The following is a 15,445-nucleotide window of genomic DNA, read 5'->3' as shown; positions in this document are numbered from 1 at the left end:
GGCCTTTTTTAATAGTTGAAAATGAAAGAATTCGTTTTAATCTTTGGCGGAATTATGGGTGCCCTCTCTGTAATCTTAGGAGCCTTTGGAGCTCACGCTCTTAAAAAAACCTTTAATGATGATCAATTAAAGAGTTTTGAAACCGGTGTAAAATATCAAATGTATCATGCCATCATATTGATCATTACCGGTATTGTATTTCCTTTTACTCAAACTGGACAGCAGCTCACCGCCTGGTTTTTTATGATCGGGATCTTGTTATTTTCCTTCAGTATTTATGGTCTTACCTATGGTAGTTCCATTAATAAAAAGCTAAAAATACTCGGTCCGGTTACACCTCTGGGTGGTTTGTTCCTAATCCTGGGATGGATTTTTTTTACGATAAATATTACTGAAATAGCTGTCTATCTAAATAACTGATTATCGGCAATCTGTGCGCTGTAATATGTAGCGATCATTTAACTTAAAATCTTTATTTCTGAAGCTGGTTTTTCCATCAGATTCTTCAGTTTCTGTAAAGCCTTCAACGAAGCCATCAGGGCTTTTCAAAAAGAATACTTCTCTTTCTGAATCCTTTCCTTCTGAAGAAAATTGATAGCTGGCAAATAGAGAATCATTAGAAATTCTTCCTCTAATACTACCTTTGTTCTGGTCTTTTTCGAACAGTGAATAAGAAAGATCGCCTTCTACAATAGAATCATCTTTGATTCTTAAGGCCATAAAGATCGTATCCTTATTCTCAAGGTAAGTGTAGCATTCGATCTTCTGAATACTTTCGGTCTTTGGAGCCGCAATTTCCTGTTTTTCTACTGAAGCTTCTTCAGGTTTTTCGGGTACTTCAGATTTACAGGCAAATAAAAAGATGCTGATAAAAAGGAAAATGTAGGTAGTGCTTTTCATAATTCAGCATAAAAATAGGACAATTATTGAATATCTGATTTTCTGCTTCTATATTTTTCAGCAAACCATGCGATCAAAATAAGTTGTGTGGAATGATATAGCATTATGGGAAGTAGTATCAAACCGGAATTTGCGGTGCTTCCGAAGATCACCCGAACCATTACTGAGCCATGAACTAATGATTTTTTTGTTCCGCAGAATTGAGCAGTAATGGTATCGCTAGTGTTCAATTTTAACGCCTTACTCGCGAACAACGTGCCGTAATAAACCAGGAAGAAGAGAACGATAACGATTCCTGCCATTTTCAAGATCTCGTTCCAGCTAATGTCAGCAAAGATGTTTGAGGAAAATGAATTGCTGAAGCTTGTATATATGATCAATATGATCGTAGCCTTGTCAAAATTACTAAGTTTCTTGCCATGTTTTCTGGCCCAGTTTCCCAGAAACTTTTGAAGAACTAATCCAATTAGCAAAGGTGCTACGATTTGCAACATCAATTTTTGCAATACGCTTAAAAAGTCAAAATCTGTTGAGCTTTCCAGTACCAGTCCCAACCATAAAGGCGTTGCAAATATCCCGATAAGCCCGGATAAACTAGCATTGAATATAGCTGCAGGAAGATTTCCTTTCGCTAGTGCGACCATTACTACAGATGATGAGACCGTTGAGGGTAAGGTTCCCAGAAAGAACAGCGCAATCCAGGATTCAGATTGTAGACCCTCTTCGAATAGCGGTAGACAAGCGATGCATAATAGAGGGAAAACGACAAAAGTTGTTAAATGGATAATGATATGAATCTTATAATTCATCAAACCCTGTTTAAACTCTGCCGGCGATAATTTGAGTCCGTAGAAAAAGAATATAAGTCCAATTCCTATGTCGGTAATGGTTTTTAAAGGTAGAATTTCTGGACCTTGCGGAAGAAAGTATGCTATCGCGATCGCTACAAATATCGCTATGATAAACCAGTTCGATCTCACGAATCCATCTCAATTTTAGCCTTGTGATCTTCCAGGATATGCAAATATTTTTCAGAAGCAAAATCGGTTTCATGAAATTCTTTAACCCTGAAATCCTTCATTTTCTTACGTTTGATACTTTTAGCAAAACGCCGAATTTCATCATCAGATTTCAGGACTAAACCTGGAACTTCAATGGAATTGCCATCTTTATCCTTTGCAACCATTGTAAAATACGAACTGTTGCAATGTTTAATATCACCTGTTTGAATATTTTCAGATTCCACCCGAATCCCTATGACCATAGAGCTTCTACCTACATAATTCACCGAAGCTTTCATCGTTACCAGTTCGCCGATCTCTATGGGCTTTAGAAAATCAACAGTATCCACACTTGCAGTCACGCAATAGGCCCTAGAATGTTTGGAAGCGCATGCGAAGGCGATTTGATCAAGGAGGGATAATATATAGCCACCATGTATCTTACCGTTAAAATTGGAGTGGGAGGGCAGCATCAATTCAGAGATCACTACCTGGCTTGCTTCAACGCTTTTGTAATTTTGCTGCATATTATCTTCTAAAATGTGGACTTTGAGATTGTTCTACTTCCGTAATAAAATATTTGCTGTCTCCCCAGAAAAAGAAGGTTGAATAGCGTTCTACATAGGTAAGTTTCACGTAATTCCCTTCATACTCCTGAAGGCCTTTGATCACTTCGTCATTTTTATCGAGAACAGAAAAACTAAATATCTGAGCACCGCTTATTCCCTGGCTTATTTCACCTTCCCAGGTTTTTGTGATCACTCCTTTACGGCTGAATTTAATGAGCTCACCGCTTCTGGTTCCTTCACTATAAGGCACAAAATAGACAAATGCATAATAAAGCAGCCAGAGTAAGAATATACCACCTAGTATATATATTAATGTTTTTTTCATGTTATCGATTTTTATAGATCAGGTTGAGAAATTCTTCCAGTTTAGAAGGTTCAAGCCATCGGGTCACGATTACTAATTTTTGTTTTTGATCGATGATGATAAAATTACCGCCAAATCCCGCTGCGTAAAAAAGATCTTTATCTAAACCTTCCATATGTCGGTCTCCTTCAGCATTCAGCCACCACATATAACCATAATTGTTGTTGGGAATAGAAGGTATTATAGCCTCCTCAATTAGATCTTTTTCAAGAAGCTCCTTATCGTTCCACACACCATTATTCATGAATAGTAACCCAAACCTGGCCATATCTTCAGTATTGATAAACATGCCGCCACCGGAATGACCACCGCCGCTTACAGATTGCATTTTGTAGCCATCGATGGTTGTCCAGGAATTGTCATAACCAAACCAGCGCCAGGAATGCGATGCCCCAATGGGATCCATAATATTTTCTTTTAAAACAGAAGGTAAAGGCTTTCTGAAGACCTGCAATAGGCTATAGGCGAGTACATTTACTCGCACATCATTATATTTAAAAAATGTTCCCGGTTCATTTAATTTACGGGATCTCCAGCTATCGAGATTTCCATTTGCCGAAGGTCTGTCTGCCCAGTCATGACTATTCCATAACTCACCATTCCAATCAGAATTTTGCTGAAGTAGATGTTTCCATGTGATTTTAGAGTTGTGTGGGCCATCAAATGTACCATCCCAAATATATCCTGATACGGTATCATTAAAGTTATGGATGATATTTTCCTGTAAAGCAATTAATGCAGTAGTAGAAAGAAAGCTTTTGGTAACACTAAAGGTCATATCCACTCTTTGAACATCACCCCATTCGGCTATTTTATAGCCGTTCTTCAGTATCATCCCTGCCGGACCTCCACGGCGCTTTACGGGTCCCATGATCTTGTGAAAAGGTTCTCGTTCAAAACCTTTCAAAATGGCCTGTTCAAGGTCTCTGGATTCGGAATATTCATTTTTTTTAGCAAAGTCGATTGCTGCATCCAGGTTGAGATCAAAAGTTTCAGGTGACTTTGATTCCCAGAGTGTATCTGCAGGGAAATAGATCTCCTGCGCCTGGGTGGTGCATATAAAGATGAATAAAATTGAACTGATCCAGAGTTTCATGGATGCAAGATATTTAATTCTCGTTCAAAGTTTCTGAATTTGAGCCTCGAATTAGTTTAGGGTCGATCTGTTTTGAGGCTTTGGCACCAAGTTTTTTCAAACGCTCCACTTTTCTAATAAGATTTCCTTTTCCTGTAAGTTTTTTCATGGCACCGTCATACGAATTCTGAACTGTCCCAATCTGTCTGCCAACTTTTTCCAGTTCTATGGTAAGATTCGTAAAAGAATCATACAAAGCACCGGCCTGGTTTGCGATCTCTATCGCATTTTGCTTTTGCTTTTCATTCTGCCACATACTTTCAATCGTTCTTAGTACCGCGAGCAGGGTGGTAGGAGTTACCAATATGATGTTTTGCTCAAAGGCTTCATTATAAAGATTAGGATTTTCGTTACTGGCAACCGCAAATGCCGCTTCAATTGGGATGAATAATAGTACAAAATCCGGGCTTGCTTCCTGGTGAAGCATCTGGTAATTTTTCTTACTTAATTCCTGAACACGCTGTTTTAAGGCCAACAAATGATCTTTAAGATGAGCAGACTGCTCAGTGAGATCTTCGGCATTTACATATCTTTCATAGGCATTAAGTGAAACTTTAGAATCCACGATCATCTTTTTATCGCCCGGCAAATTGATTACTACATCTGGGATTACCCGTTTTCCTTCCTGTGTGGTTAAACTTTGCTGCACGTCATACTCATTGCCTTTGGTAAGTCCGCTTTTTTCCAGAACACGTTCCAGGATCATTTCACCCCAGTTTCCCTGCATTTTGGTGTTCCCTTTTAAAGCCTTGGTGAGATTGTTCGCTTCTTCGCTTATTTTGATATTTTGCTCATTCAGAAATCGCAATTTTTCTCCCAGTTCTGCATGTCTTTTAACTGAAGCCAGGTTACTATCATTAATTTTATCTTCAAATTCCTTTAATTTTTTATCAAGCGGATTCAATATTGCAGAAATATTCTTCTGATTCAGATCCGTGAATTTTTCAGATTTTTGTTCGAAGATGCGATTAGCGAGGTTTTCAAATTGCTCGTTAAATTTTGCGTGCAGTTTCTCAATTTCCAGGTTCAGGGTCTTACTTCTCTCTAATAAATGCTCATTTTCGGCTTCTTTCTGTGTCAGCAGAATCTGAATTTTTCCACGTTCATTTCTAAGAGTTTCCAACTGCTCTTCTTTTTTCTGAAGCACTTCTATGTTTTCATTTTTAAGCTGTAATATATTTATTTTATTATCTTCTAACTGACTGGTATATAATTTTTTATCACTCTCTATCTGAAGTTTAAGTTTATCAATTTGATAGTCGGCATTTTTTAAAACCTCTTTTGATTTTGTGCCTTTTAAGAAGTAAGCAAGTGCGAAACCTAGAGCGAAAATGAATAAAAAAAGAAATATCAGGTAGACCGGTTCAGTCATAAATCGTGGTTTTGCTCAATATAATTAATTCGGAAATTTTTCAGGGCGTTTTATCAGATTTAGCTGCTTATTCTGAAGCTGGCAGATTGCCTGTCGAAGGTAATAAGTTCAGAAGGAAATAACGAATCAAATACACCAGAAGCCATCAATTCCTTCGGTGTACCAGTAAACGATTTGCCATCCTTCAAGATGATTAGCTTATCACAAAGTTGTATAGCCAGGTTGATCTCGTGAGTGGCAAAGATGATCGCTTTACCGGTCTTTTCTGTAAGTTGTTTGAGTAATTTCAGCATAAACGCTTTATGGTAAATGTCAAGATGAGTGGTTGGTTCATCCAGGATGATCAAAGAAGTGTCCTGTGCAATTGCTCTGGCTATTAATACCTTCTGAAACTGTCCGTCACTAAGTTCGTAGCATTTCGTGTTTGCGAGTTCTTTAATGTTAACAAGCTCTATTGCATTTTGTACGGCTTCTTTATCTTCCCGATCCAGTTTTCCGATCCAGTTTGTGTATGGTTGCCGACCCAGAGCGATCAATTCACGGGCGCTTAAATTTCTTGAAACATGTTGTTCAGTAAGTACAAGGCTAAGCTGTTTTGAAAGTTCTTCTGAACTAATGTTACTTATATTTTTATCATTTATAATAACCTGACCCTTAATAGGTTCAATTGATCTACTTAATGTTTTTAGTAAAGTAGATTTTCCTGCGCCATTTACTCCAATAACTGCAGTAAGTTCATTCCTATCGATCTCAAAATCAATATTCTCAGCAATGATCTTAGCTGTAGATCTTTCAGAATAACCTATGGAGAGTCCAAAAGTTTTTAAAACGCTATTTGAGCATTTGTTCTCCATTAGAAATTAAATCTACGTTTTCTTATAAGCAACCAGATAACTACGGGTGCTCCAATAAGTGATGTGATGGCATTTATAGGCAAACTAAATTCACTGCCGGGCAGCTGAGAGACAATATCACATAATAACATTAAGATAGCTCCGCCAAAAATTATCGCCGGGAATAGTATAATATGGTTCGCAGATGGGATGATCTGTCTTATCAAATGCGGTACCGCAAGCCCTATAAATGCTATGGGACCAGCGAAAGCGGTAATACTACCCGCCAGAAGACTGGTTGCTAATATCACCAGGAATCTATTTCTTCTAATGTTAGTTCCCATACTTTTTGCATACTGTTCGCCAAGAAGCAAGGAATTGAGATTTTTAATGGAAGTGAGAGTGATCAGGATGCCTGCGGTCCAGAATATGGCCAGGATACCTACTTCTTCCCAACTCAGGTTTCCCAGGCTTCCGTATGACCAGAATATATACTGCTGTAGATCTGCAGCGGGACTAAAGTAGGCCAGAACACTCACAATGGCAGCGGTAAAACTGGCAAACATAAGTCCGATGATCAATATCGCCATGGTATCTCTTAATCTTAGTGATGCGACGATAACGGCTAGCAGCACCAGTAAACTACCTAAACTCGATGCTATGACGAGACTCCATTTTGATAATAATATTGCGGCAAAACCGGCACCAAATAGTGCAGATCCCATAAAAACGATGGCAACTCCCAGGCTGGCACCACTGCTTAAACCCAGGACATAGGGTCCGGCGAGCGGATTTCTAAATAGTGTTTGCATAAGCAAACCACTAACCGCCAGGCCAGACCCTGTGATAATCGCTGTTATCGCCTTCGGTAATCTGAATTCCAGAATTATATATCTCCAGGTTTCTTTTTCTACTGCAAAACCAGTAAGAGAGGAAATTACTTCAGAAAAAGGTATGCTAACAGATCCAAGGCTAATATTGAGCAGCAGGCAGAATAGAAGCGCAACTCCCAGGAAGACGATGGTTAAACTATACTTTTTCCTGCTCCACATTAGTTGAGGGGTTTGAAAAATACATTCTCGTGATCCTGAAGAAGATCAGGATGAAAAATTGTGATAAGGTCTTTTAGAATGAGATCTGGACGTTGTGGACCAAGTTCATAAAAAAGAACTCCTCCAGTAGCGCCTTTTGATAAGCTTACAGAATAAACCTCTTTTTCCTGTACTGCCTTGAATTTATCGTAGTGAAGCGAGTTCTCAGCAAGTTGAGCATAGCTCTCAAACTGCCCCGAACTTATCCAGGTATCGGCATTACCAGCTTTGTCCAGTACACTTTCGAATGAAAGTGCCAGACTGCCTTCTCCTTCAGTATCAGCATACAGATAACTGGCATTAGCATCTTTAATAAATTGCGCCTGCCAGCTATTTCCATAGGGAACGTACCACTTGTCGTTATACATGGAACCGGCTATGACCACTGGTTTCTCTTGAGAAAGAGAAGCCAATTCTTTTGCCTCAAGGTAGGAAGTTTCTATATCATCAAATATCTCTTCAGCTTCCTCATTTTTGTCGAACAGCACGCCAAAAAATTTGATCCATTCAGCTTTACCTAAGGGTGTTTTTTCTGTCCAGTCTCCGTTATAAAGTACTGGAATTCCGGTTTTTTTAATTGTTTCAAGACTTTTATTAGAAGCATCAATCGAGAATCCAACAACCACATCTGGTGAAAGATCGATAAGAATTTCTGTATTAATGTTCTCATTTTGACCAAGTTCATGCACTTCGCCTGAATCGATTAGTTTTCTAGTTTTTTCTGAAGAAATATAACGAGTTCCGGGAAACCCGCTTAATTTATCTTCCAGACCTAGCGCTTCGAGGGCAGGAATATGGGTCGTAGAGGTTACCACGATATTTTTTACTGGAATCTCCAGTTTTTCATCAAAGTCGATACTATCAGGAATAGTGGAATTAGCAGAGTGGAGTAGATATTTAAAGGGTTCTTTAGCTCCGGGCCATGGAGTTGCAACTTCCAGAATTTTATAACCTTCATAGGATTTAATGCTAAATCCCTGAGCATATTTCATGGAGATAGTTTCAGCTTGCTGGTATTCAGGTTCATGCCGGGATGAATTATCCTTACAGGAAATGAATGCTATAAAAATGATAATGAATGTTAATTGCTTCACGAATGTAATTTGGTCACCAAAAGTAAGATTATTTAAATTTTTGAAAGACTTACCAAACTTAATTGTTTATTTTCGCCTCGAAATTTTGGTTTGACGTCGATTTATTTCTGCGTTAATTAAAAGGGAATCAGGAGAGATTTTATCAATAGCCTGAGCTGTTCCCGCAACTGTAAGCTTAGCCCGATTGGGTGGCTGCAATTATTCTTCAAACCACTGCCAACAGGCGGGAAGGTAAATTGTAGTACGTAAGCCAGGAGACCTGCCCGAATTTCGACTAGTATCGAGTGACTTTCGGGATAAAGGTCGGCAGATTATGAACAGAACTAATTACATTTTTTTAATCCTTATTGGCATTTGCTGTATTTCAGTTCATGCTCAAACTGATTCTATTCGCTGGTTACAGGAGGTAGAGCTTAGCGATAGCAAACTTAAGAGTAACTCTTCTGGTCAGCATTTGCATTCGATCGCCGATTCTATCGTACAATACAGCGATCCAGCTTTAACCAATGTGCTTAAATTTAATTCTTCCTTTTTTTTTAGAGAAAATGGTTTTGGGATGGTTTCTTCGGCATCTGTGAGAGGTACCGGTGCTTCTCAAACTGCGGTGATATGGAATGGGATCAATATAAACTCTCAGTTCACCGGGCAAACCGACTTTAATACTATTAATTCCAAAGCTTTCGATGATATTAGTCTAAGGCCTGGCGGTGGCAGTGTTTTATACGGGAGTGGTGCAATAGGTGGAACCATTCATCTAAATAATTCTTTGAGATTTAAGAATACGAGTTCAGTTTTTGTTTATGCCGGCGCAGGTAGATTTGATACTTATCAGGCTAGCGCAAACGCTCAGGTTTCCAGCGACAAAACAGCTCTGAATATATCTTTATCCTGTATACGTTCAGCGAATGATTATGATTATCCAGTGGATGATTTTAAAAATGAAAATGGAGACTTTGATAATATAGCTTTGAATGCTTCAGTAGGGCACTGGCTTGCTGAAGACCACCTGGTGAAATTTTATTCCAATCTATACCAGGGAAATCGCGGGTTTTCTGGTACTGTATTTATAGATTCAAATAGTAAATATGAAGATAGAAACTTTCGGAATTTACTGGAGTACAAGGCTTTCTTCGGAAAATTTACGAGTAGCCTGAAGTTCGCGTTGCTAAGTGAGGAATTCAAATATTATGAGAACAGAAATTCCTTAGATCATTCCTTTGGTTCAGCTGAAACAGGAATTATAAAGTATGACCTGAAGTATGAGGTATTTGAAGATGCTTTTCTTAATTTGATTGCAGACTATACTGAAATCGATGCTGAAGGCTCAGGGATTGTAAACCAGAAACGAGAAACTTCAGGAGTTGCTATACTTTATAATCAATCCTTGAATGATTTTCAATACGATATTAGTCTTCGTATTGAAGAAACTTCAGATTTTGAATCGCCGCTACTATTCTCTGTAGGATCCAAATATCAACTAACCGAGAATTACCTGCTAAGATTTAACTTTTCAAAGAATTATCGCATCCCGACTTTTAATGATCTATTCTGGTTACAAGGTGGAAACGAGGATCTACAACCAGAAAACTCTTTGCAATCTGAAATTGGAGTGGATTTCAGAAAGAAAGAGCTGGAACTCAATGCGACCGTATTCTATATAGATCTTGAAAATCTTATACGCTGGATACCTAATGAAACTGGAGTCTGGCAACCTGTTAATACAAAATCGGCATATAATTACGGTCTGGAACTTTTTGCAACCTGGCAGAAAGATTTTAAATCCTCAAACTTAAAGCTTACTGGGAATTACGCCTATACTAGATCTATAGATAGATCTAATGGAAATCAATTGATCTATACTCCTTATAATAAAGCGACTGCGCAAGCTTCGTACGCATTCAGTAATTGGAATCTATTCACTCGGGGATTATACAATGGGAAGATTTTCACTTCAGCCGATAATAATTATGAGCTTGATTCTTATACCATAGCCGATCTTGGAATTTCCCGGCAATTGAAAACAAAACCTGCAATTCGAATAGGTGCTGAAGTCAATAATCTTTTCAATAAAGACTATCAAAGCCTTCCAGGCAGATATATGCCAGGTAGATCATTTAAAACTTTTCTAACTATTAAATTTTAACCATGAATTTTAAACACTATTTCAGCCTGCTGGCACTAATTTTTTTACTGAACTCCTGTAGCGACGATGAGGATTGCTGTGTAATTCCTCCAGGTGAGGATAAAGAAGCATTTGAAGAAGGCATTTTTGTACTGAATGAAGGTAACTTTGGTTCGGGAAATTCTTCTGTATCATTTATTAATGAAGAGACCGGAGAAGTTCAGTCTCAAATATTCAATTCAGTAAACGGAACTTCACTAGGGGATACCGCGCAAAGTATATACCTTTCTGAAGAGTTGGCATTCGTAATTTTGAATGTATCCAATACAATTGAGATCGTAAATCGAAATACTTTCGAAACTGTTGGGCAGATTTCAGAAAACTTGCAAAATCCGCGATTTGCAACGGTTTCAGGAAATTCACTATATGTGAGTAATTGGGGAGATGCCAGCAATCCTGATGATGATTATGTTGCTGTTTATAATTTATCTGACTATTCTTTCGACTCTTCTATTGCTGTTGCAGAAGGACCGGAGAAGATACTAGCTAATAATGGTTCGATCTATACTGCGCATAAAGGTGGATATAACTTTAATAATATCATTTCAGTAATCAATACTTCTACAAATGAGGTGTCTACTGAAATTGAAGTAGGAGACGTGCCAACTTCAATGATTAGTGATGGTTCGAACTTAATTGTATTATCTGCAGGGAAACCATCATATGCAGATATAGAGACTGCGGGAAGTATTAGTGTAGTCGATATGAATGTGAATACATTATTGAATTCTGCAGAATTCCCAACATCTAGCATTCATCCAGCTAACCTTGTACAAAGTGATGACAGGTATTACTTTACTGTAGGTAAGGCTGTTTACGAATACTTAAGTGGAGGAGACCTTCCTTCCGGACCAAAGTTCAGGTTGGAAGATGTGGAGTCTTTATATGGTTTTAACGCCAGAAATGGAATGCTATATGCTGCTTCAGCGAATGCGAGTTTTACTGGTAATGGGCAGGTCTTTGTCTATGATGCTTCTAATGGAAGTCTTTTAAATTCTTATGAAGCTGGAATAAACCCCAACGGTGTCTATTTTAATTAATGCTGTAATTTTTATTATAACAAAAAAACCCAGCTCAATGAGCTGGGTTTTTTATACTTTAAAATTAGAATTATTTAGAGAATTCAAATCTTTTATTCTGACCAGGAATTTCAGGTAATTCGTCAATATACATTTTCTGATATGTAGCCTTTTGAACTCCAGACTCACTAAATTCATTATACCAGTATTCTTTTTGACTTGAGATCATACTTCTGTTTCCAGCGATTACATTTAAAGCAGCATTCAATAATGGATCTGAAGCTTCTCCAAGAACACCAAGATCTGATATGCTTTCAACTATTTCAGTATCTGGTGTAATTCCGTCAAATGGTACACCTACATCATTAGAGTTTACAGACTCATAAACCAATGGTTGAATTGCATAGGTGTGATCTGGATTAGCACCAGTTCTTCCAAAGTTGCTTGAATCATATAAGGTTACTGATGCCTGTGATTTACCTACGGTTTGATCTCCTACAGTCACTACATCAATATATGGTGCAAGTCCATTTACTACAAGTTCACTAGCCGATGCTGTAGAACTAGATACAATAGCATATAATCTCGTAAGATTCAGACTGTTGATCGCCTCTCCACCTTCAAGAGTTGTGGTAAATCTATTCAATAACCTATCTGGATCCTCATTGAGGAAATAATTCTGATAATCTTCATTCCATTGTTGTTTTGCGAATATCTCACCGGTAAACTGTCCTGTGATCATACTGGCCAATCTGGTAGCTGAGCTAACACGTCCACCACCATTGTAACGTAGGTCAAGAATTAGTTCTGTAATTCCTTCAGCTTTAAAATCTGCAAATGCAGCGTTCATCTCATCGTCAAAGTCGGCCACGAAGCTATTGTAAAGCATGTATCCAACCTTAGTTCCATTTACATCAAGTACGTTGGTGACAAGAATCGGATTTTCTGTTAATACTTGAGTATCAATAGTTACTTCTTCTCCAGTTGAAGTTACGGTATTATCTTCAATAGTAGCTAGGCCAAAGGTAAGTGTAGTTTCCTCTAGTAATCCGCGATAATTAGCGATGGTCAGCGCTTGTCCATTTAATGTGGTAAACAAATCTCCTCTTTCAATATCGGCATTTTCAGCATTAGATCCAGGAATAATATAACGAACCACCCCAAAAAGGTCATCACTTCCTGAAAATCTATAAAGTCGGAAATCAACTCCAGTTGTTTCAGAAATACCGGCAAAGCTATTTTCGAGAGCTATGTAATCATCAGTAATAAAACTAAAACGATCCTGTTCGATCACTAGACCATCATAAAAAAGATCTTCTGGAGAATCGAAAGTCATTAGATAGTCGTTAAGTTCGCTTTGAGTGTCAAAAAAGCTATTTCCAAGTTCAGGAACCTGGCTTTTATAAACATAAATCTCGTTCATTCCTCTCCAAACGAAATCTTTTATCTCTAATTCAAGATTGTCTTCCGGATTTTCACCAGTTATCGGTGGCTCGACCACAGGCTTTTCTGTAACTCCAGAGCCGTCGTCATCACTGGAACATCCGGTAAGTAAACTTCCTGCAACAGCAAAAAGCATTAAGTATTTACTTATTTTCATAATATAATAAAGGGTTAAATTTTTCTAAATTTTTTTTAAAAATACTTACATAAAGGCAAATAAAAAATTTATTGTAACATTTCTAGTTCCTATTCGTCGTAAGTATAACAAGGCAGTATCAAACTAACCAACATTTAATGCAAGAGCGAATCTTTCTTAATCATATAAATCCTGTAAAGGATAAAATATATCGATTGGCGTTGAGACTCCTCACATCAAGAGATGCGGCAGAAGATGCTACTCAGGAAGTGATATTAAAACTATGGAGCCGAAAGGATAAGATCAAGCATTATGCCAATGTAGAAGCTTTTGCGATGACTGTCACCAAGAATTACTGTCTGGATCAATTAAAACTAAAGCAGAATAATAATCTGAGAATTGTACATCAGAATTATGAAAGCAAACAAATTCCTTTACAGACAGAAATAGAAGTAAATGATGAAATGCAGTGGTTGGGCAGGATTGTTGACAGTTTGCCTGAACAACAAAAATTGATCTTTCAGCTAAGAGATGTGGAGCAATATGACTATGATGAGATCGCTGAAATCACTAATATGAATCATACAGCTATACGCGTGGCGCTTTCCAGAGCCAGGAAAGAGATAAGAGAAAAGCTGATAAAAAAACACAACTATGGAATTAAATAGAATAGAAGGGTTACTCAGTCGGTACGAGGAAGGTGAGACAACTCTTGCTGAAGAAAAGGAGTTAAGAGAATATTTTAGTCAGGAAGAAATTCCTGAGCATTTAGAAACGTATGCATTGCTCTTCAATTTTCAATCACAACAAATTAAAACAACCTTTAAGGAGAGTGAACCTTTAGAATTACAAGGGAAAAATTACAGGTTTGCATGGACTTCAATAGCTGCGGTGATCATCGTTGCCTTAGGTCTTTTTTACTTCAACCAGCCACAACCTTCATTAACAACCTCGAAAATGAGTTCTGTTACCGAACAGGAGCAAGCTCTTGAAAAGACGAAGCAAACCTTGAAAATGGTTTCAGCAATGATGAATGAAGGCACCGCAGACCTTGTTTACTTGCAGGAATTTAATAAAACTAAGAATCAAATAATTGAATTAAACTAAATCTATAAACCATGAATAAGTTAGTAATTGCCCTGCTGTTAGCTGCAGCTCCAATGTTTACTCAAGCTCAAAACTTCGAGAAGTATGAAAATATGAAAGAAGTTGATGCGATGGTAATGACCAGTAAAATGTTTAAAATGCTGGCAAAAGTAGATCTCAGTGAAAATGATCCTGAATCACAACAGTATATGAAGCTTATAGAGAATCTGGAAAGAATCCAGATCTATAAGTCATCAAATCCTAAAGTGATGTCTCAAATGTCAAGTGACGTAAAATCTTATCTGGCTAAAGGCAGTCTTGAAGAGTTAATGCGAGTGAATGACGATGGTAAGAATATTAAATTTTATTCTCTGCCTGGGAAGAACGATAATTACGTAAGCGAACTTTTTATGTTTCTTGAGGGAACAGAAGGATCGGAGCCTATGAACATTATTCTTAGCATCACGGGCCAGATCGATCTTTCACAATTGTCGAAATTAACGTCAGACCTTAAAGTTCCGGGAGCCGAAGAATTAAAGAAAGCCAACAAAAAATCTTAATCTTATGAAATCAATCAAATTATTAGTCTTAAGCTCCATTACTTTAATTGCAGTATCCTGTAGTAACGAAAAATCTTTACAGAAATATTATGTAGAGAATCAGCAGGATACCGATTTTCTCGCTGTAGATGTTCCTACCAGCCTATTCACCAATGCAGATGCACTTGATGAAGAGCAAAAGTCTACCATGGAAACTATCAAGAAAATAAATGTACTGGCTCTTGAGAAAGATGAGAATCCTCAGAAATTTGAGGAAGAAAAACTTAAACTGGATGAGATCTTCCAGGATGAGAAATACCAGTTATTAATGCGATATGGCGGTAGCGACCGTAAGGCGGCTTTGTACTTTATTGGTGAGGAAGATGCTATCGATGAGCTTATCGTATATGGATATGATAATGAAAAAGGGCTGGGAGTTGCTCGAGTATTAGGAGAAAATATGGATCCTGAGAAGATCATGGCAATGATGCAATCATTAAAATCTGAAGATATCAATACAGGTGGAATAAAAGGAGTGATCGATATCTTTGGAAATTCTAAACAGAAGCAAAAAGATACTACTGAAGTTGAAATGAAAACAACGGCAGATACATTATAGATTACTAAACAGTATATTTTTAGTTAGTTGAAAGAAAAAGCCTCCGGAACGTCCGGAGGCTT

Annotated in this window: 17 protein-coding genes and 1 riboswitch; of the genes, 7 read left to right on the top strand and 10 right to left on the bottom strand. The window is 37.7% G+C overall.

Going from position 1 to position 15,445, the window contains the following annotated elements; all coding sequences use genetic code 11:
• Positions 1-21 precede the first annotated feature (21 nt).
• On the top strand, positions 22-420 hold the full coding sequence (locus JM79_RS09430; RefSeq protein ID WP_141877908.1) for a DUF423 domain-containing protein: 399 nt from the start codon (positions 22-24) through the stop codon (positions 418-420).
• Here JM79_RS09430 and JM79_RS09425 read toward each other — a convergent pair whose 3' ends face one another.
• Genes JM79_RS09425 through JM79_RS09385 form a run of 9 tightly spaced genes read right to left on the bottom strand, consistent with a single transcriptional unit; the run spans position 421 to position 8,359 of the window.
• On the bottom strand, positions 421-900 hold the full coding sequence (locus JM79_RS09425) for a hypothetical protein (protein WP_141877907.1): 480 nt from the start codon (positions 898-900) through the stop codon (positions 421-423).
• A 23-nt stretch (positions 901-923) separates the two neighbouring features.
• Positions 924-1,880 carry a bile acid:sodium symporter family protein gene (locus JM79_RS09420; RefSeq protein WP_141877906.1) on the bottom strand — a complete coding sequence of 319 codons (957 nt, stop codon included), beginning with the start codon at positions 1,878-1,880 and terminating at the stop codon, positions 924-926.
• Positions 1,877-2,428: an acyl-CoA thioesterase gene (locus JM79_RS09415; RefSeq protein ID WP_141877905.1), complete on the bottom strand. Its 552-nt coding sequence runs from the start codon at positions 2,426-2,428 to the stop codon at positions 1,877-1,879. The genes JM79_RS09420 and JM79_RS09415 overlap by 4 nt, the downstream gene beginning before the upstream one ends.
• A 1-nt stretch (position 2,429) precedes the next feature.
• On the bottom strand, positions 2,430-2,795 hold the full coding sequence (locus JM79_RS09410; RefSeq protein ID WP_141877904.1) for a 6-phosphogluconate dehydrogenase: 366 nt from the start codon (positions 2,793-2,795) through the stop codon (positions 2,430-2,432).
• A gap of 1 nt (position 2,796) precedes the next feature.
• Positions 2,797-3,930, bottom strand: coding sequence for a serine hydrolase (locus JM79_RS09405; RefSeq protein WP_141877903.1), 1,134 nt, complete (start codon positions 3,928-3,930; stop codon positions 2,797-2,799).
• A gap of 13 nt (positions 3,931-3,943) precedes the next feature.
• A complete protein-coding gene (rmuC, locus tag JM79_RS09400; RefSeq protein WP_141877902.1) occupies positions 3,944-5,341 on the bottom strand; it encodes a DNA recombination protein RmuC in 1,398 nt (465 codons plus the stop codon).
• A gap of 59 nt (positions 5,342-5,400) precedes the next feature.
• Positions 5,401-6,195 carry an ABC transporter ATP-binding protein gene (locus tag JM79_RS09395; protein ID WP_141877901.1) on the bottom strand — a complete coding sequence of 265 codons (795 nt, stop codon included), beginning with the start codon at positions 6,193-6,195 and terminating at the stop codon, positions 5,401-5,403.
• Positions 6,195-7,226 (bottom strand): iron ABC transporter permease, encoded by a 1,032-nt coding sequence (locus tag JM79_RS09390; RefSeq protein WP_141877900.1) that lies wholly within the window; start codon positions 7,224-7,226, stop codon positions 6,195-6,197. The genes JM79_RS09395 and JM79_RS09390 overlap by 1 nt, the downstream gene beginning before the upstream one ends.
• On the bottom strand, positions 7,226-8,359 hold the full coding sequence (locus JM79_RS09385; protein ID WP_141877899.1) for an ABC transporter substrate-binding protein: 1,134 nt from the start codon (positions 8,357-8,359) through the stop codon (positions 7,226-7,228). Before JM79_RS09385 ends, JM79_RS09390 begins: the two co-directional genes overlap by 1 nt.
• Before the next feature lie 69 nt (positions 8,360-8,428).
• Positions 8,429-8,641, top strand: a riboswitch (cobalamin riboswitch).
• Between the two features lie 31 nt (positions 8,642-8,672).
• On the opposite strand from JM79_RS09385, the gene JM79_RS09380 reads away from it, so the two are divergent.
• Positions 8,673-10,502, top strand: a complete 1,830-nt coding sequence (locus tag JM79_RS09380; RefSeq protein WP_141877898.1) for a TonB-dependent receptor — start codon at positions 8,673-8,675, stop codon at positions 10,500-10,502.
• 2 nt (positions 10,503-10,504) lie between these two features.
• Positions 10,505-11,581: a DUF5074 domain-containing protein gene (locus JM79_RS09375; RefSeq protein ID WP_141877897.1), complete on the top strand. Its 1,077-nt coding sequence runs from the start codon at positions 10,505-10,507 to the stop codon at positions 11,579-11,581.
• 70 nt (positions 11,582-11,651) lie between these two features.
• Here the strand turns inward: JM79_RS09375 and JM79_RS09370 are convergent, their stop codons facing one another.
• Entirely contained in the window at positions 11,652-13,160 is a 1,509-nt protein-coding gene (locus tag JM79_RS09370) for a S41 family peptidase (protein WP_141877896.1), read from the bottom strand.
• 137 nt (positions 13,161-13,297) lie between these two features.
• On the opposite strand from JM79_RS09370, the gene JM79_RS09365 reads away from it, so the two are divergent.
• From JM79_RS09365 to JM79_RS09350, 4 genes are read left to right on the top strand one after another with little or no spacing between them, the layout of a single operon-like run.
• The gene (locus JM79_RS09365) at positions 13,298-13,807 is read left to right on the top strand and encodes a sigma-70 family RNA polymerase sigma factor (RefSeq protein ID WP_141877895.1); all 510 of its coding nucleotides are present in this window, start codon (positions 13,298-13,300) and stop codon (positions 13,805-13,807) included.
• Complete coding sequence (locus tag JM79_RS09360; RefSeq protein ID WP_141877894.1) at positions 13,794-14,246, top strand: hypothetical protein; 453 nt, start codon at positions 13,794-13,796, stop codon at positions 14,244-14,246. The genes JM79_RS09365 and JM79_RS09360 overlap by 14 nt, the downstream gene beginning before the upstream one ends.
• A gap of 11 nt (positions 14,247-14,257) precedes the next feature.
• Positions 14,258-14,785: a DUF4252 domain-containing protein gene (locus JM79_RS09355; protein ID WP_141877893.1), complete on the top strand. Its 528-nt coding sequence runs from the start codon at positions 14,258-14,260 to the stop codon at positions 14,783-14,785.
• 4 nt (positions 14,786-14,789) lie between these two features.
• A complete protein-coding gene (locus JM79_RS09350; protein ID WP_141877892.1) occupies positions 14,790-15,383 on the top strand; it encodes a DUF4252 domain-containing protein in 594 nt (197 codons plus the stop codon).
• Positions 15,384-15,445 lie beyond the last annotated feature (62 nt).

This window comes from Gramella sp. Hel_I_59 (assembly GCF_006714895.1).
Classification (GTDB): Bacteria; Bacteroidota; Bacteroidia; order Flavobacteriales; family Flavobacteriaceae; genus Christiangramia.
The sequence above is the reverse complement of the archived record's forward strand: the minus strand, read 5'-3'. Positions and strand labels throughout refer to the sequence as shown.

Excerpts from the sequence above, each read along its gene's own strand:
- JM79_RS09365 (WP_141877895.1), top strand. The coding sequence starts at position 13,298 with ATGCAAGAGCGAATCTTTCTTAATCATATAAATCCTGTAAAGGATAAA.
- JM79_RS09370 (WP_141877896.1), bottom strand. The coding sequence starts at position 13,160 with ATGAAAATAAGTAAATACTTAATGCTTTTTGCTGTTGCAGGAAGTTTA.
- JM79_RS09380 (WP_141877898.1), top strand. The coding sequence starts at position 8,673 with ATGAACAGAACTAATTACATTTTTTTAATCCTTATTGGCATTTGCTGT.
- JM79_RS09350 (WP_141877892.1), top strand. The coding sequence starts at position 14,790 with ATGAAATCAATCAAATTATTAGTCTTAAGCTCCATTACTTTAATTGCA.
- rmuC (WP_141877902.1), bottom strand. The coding sequence starts at position 5,341 with ATGACTGAACCGGTCTACCTGATATTTCTTTTTTTATTCATTTTCGCT.
- JM79_RS09415 (WP_141877905.1), bottom strand. The coding sequence starts at position 2,428 with ATGCAGCAAAATTACAAAAGCGTTGAAGCAAGCCAGGTAGTGATCTCT.
- JM79_RS09395 (WP_141877901.1), bottom strand. The coding sequence starts at position 6,195 with ATGGAGAACAAATGCTCAAATAGCGTTTTAAAAACTTTTGGACTCTCC.
- JM79_RS09390 (WP_141877900.1), bottom strand. The coding sequence starts at position 7,226 with ATGTGGAGCAGGAAAAAGTATAGTTTAACCATCGTCTTCCTGGGAGTT.
- JM79_RS09405 (WP_141877903.1), bottom strand. The coding sequence starts at position 3,930 with ATGAAACTCTGGATCAGTTCAATTTTATTCATCTTTATATGCACCACC.
- JM79_RS09355 (WP_141877893.1), top strand. The coding sequence starts at position 14,258 with ATGAATAAGTTAGTAATTGCCCTGCTGTTAGCTGCAGCTCCAATGTTT.
- JM79_RS09430 (WP_141877908.1), top strand. The coding sequence starts at position 22 with ATGAAAGAATTCGTTTTAATCTTTGGCGGAATTATGGGTGCCCTCTCT.
- JM79_RS09410 (WP_141877904.1), bottom strand. The coding sequence starts at position 2,795 with ATGAAAAAAACATTAATATATATACTAGGTGGTATATTCTTACTCTGG.
- JM79_RS09375 (WP_141877897.1), top strand. The coding sequence starts at position 10,505 with ATGAATTTTAAACACTATTTCAGCCTGCTGGCACTAATTTTTTTACTG.
- JM79_RS09425 (WP_141877907.1), bottom strand. The coding sequence starts at position 900 with ATGAAAAGCACTACCTACATTTTCCTTTTTATCAGCATCTTTTTATTT.
- JM79_RS09360 (WP_141877894.1), top strand. The coding sequence starts at position 13,794 with ATGGAATTAAATAGAATAGAAGGGTTACTCAGTCGGTACGAGGAAGGT.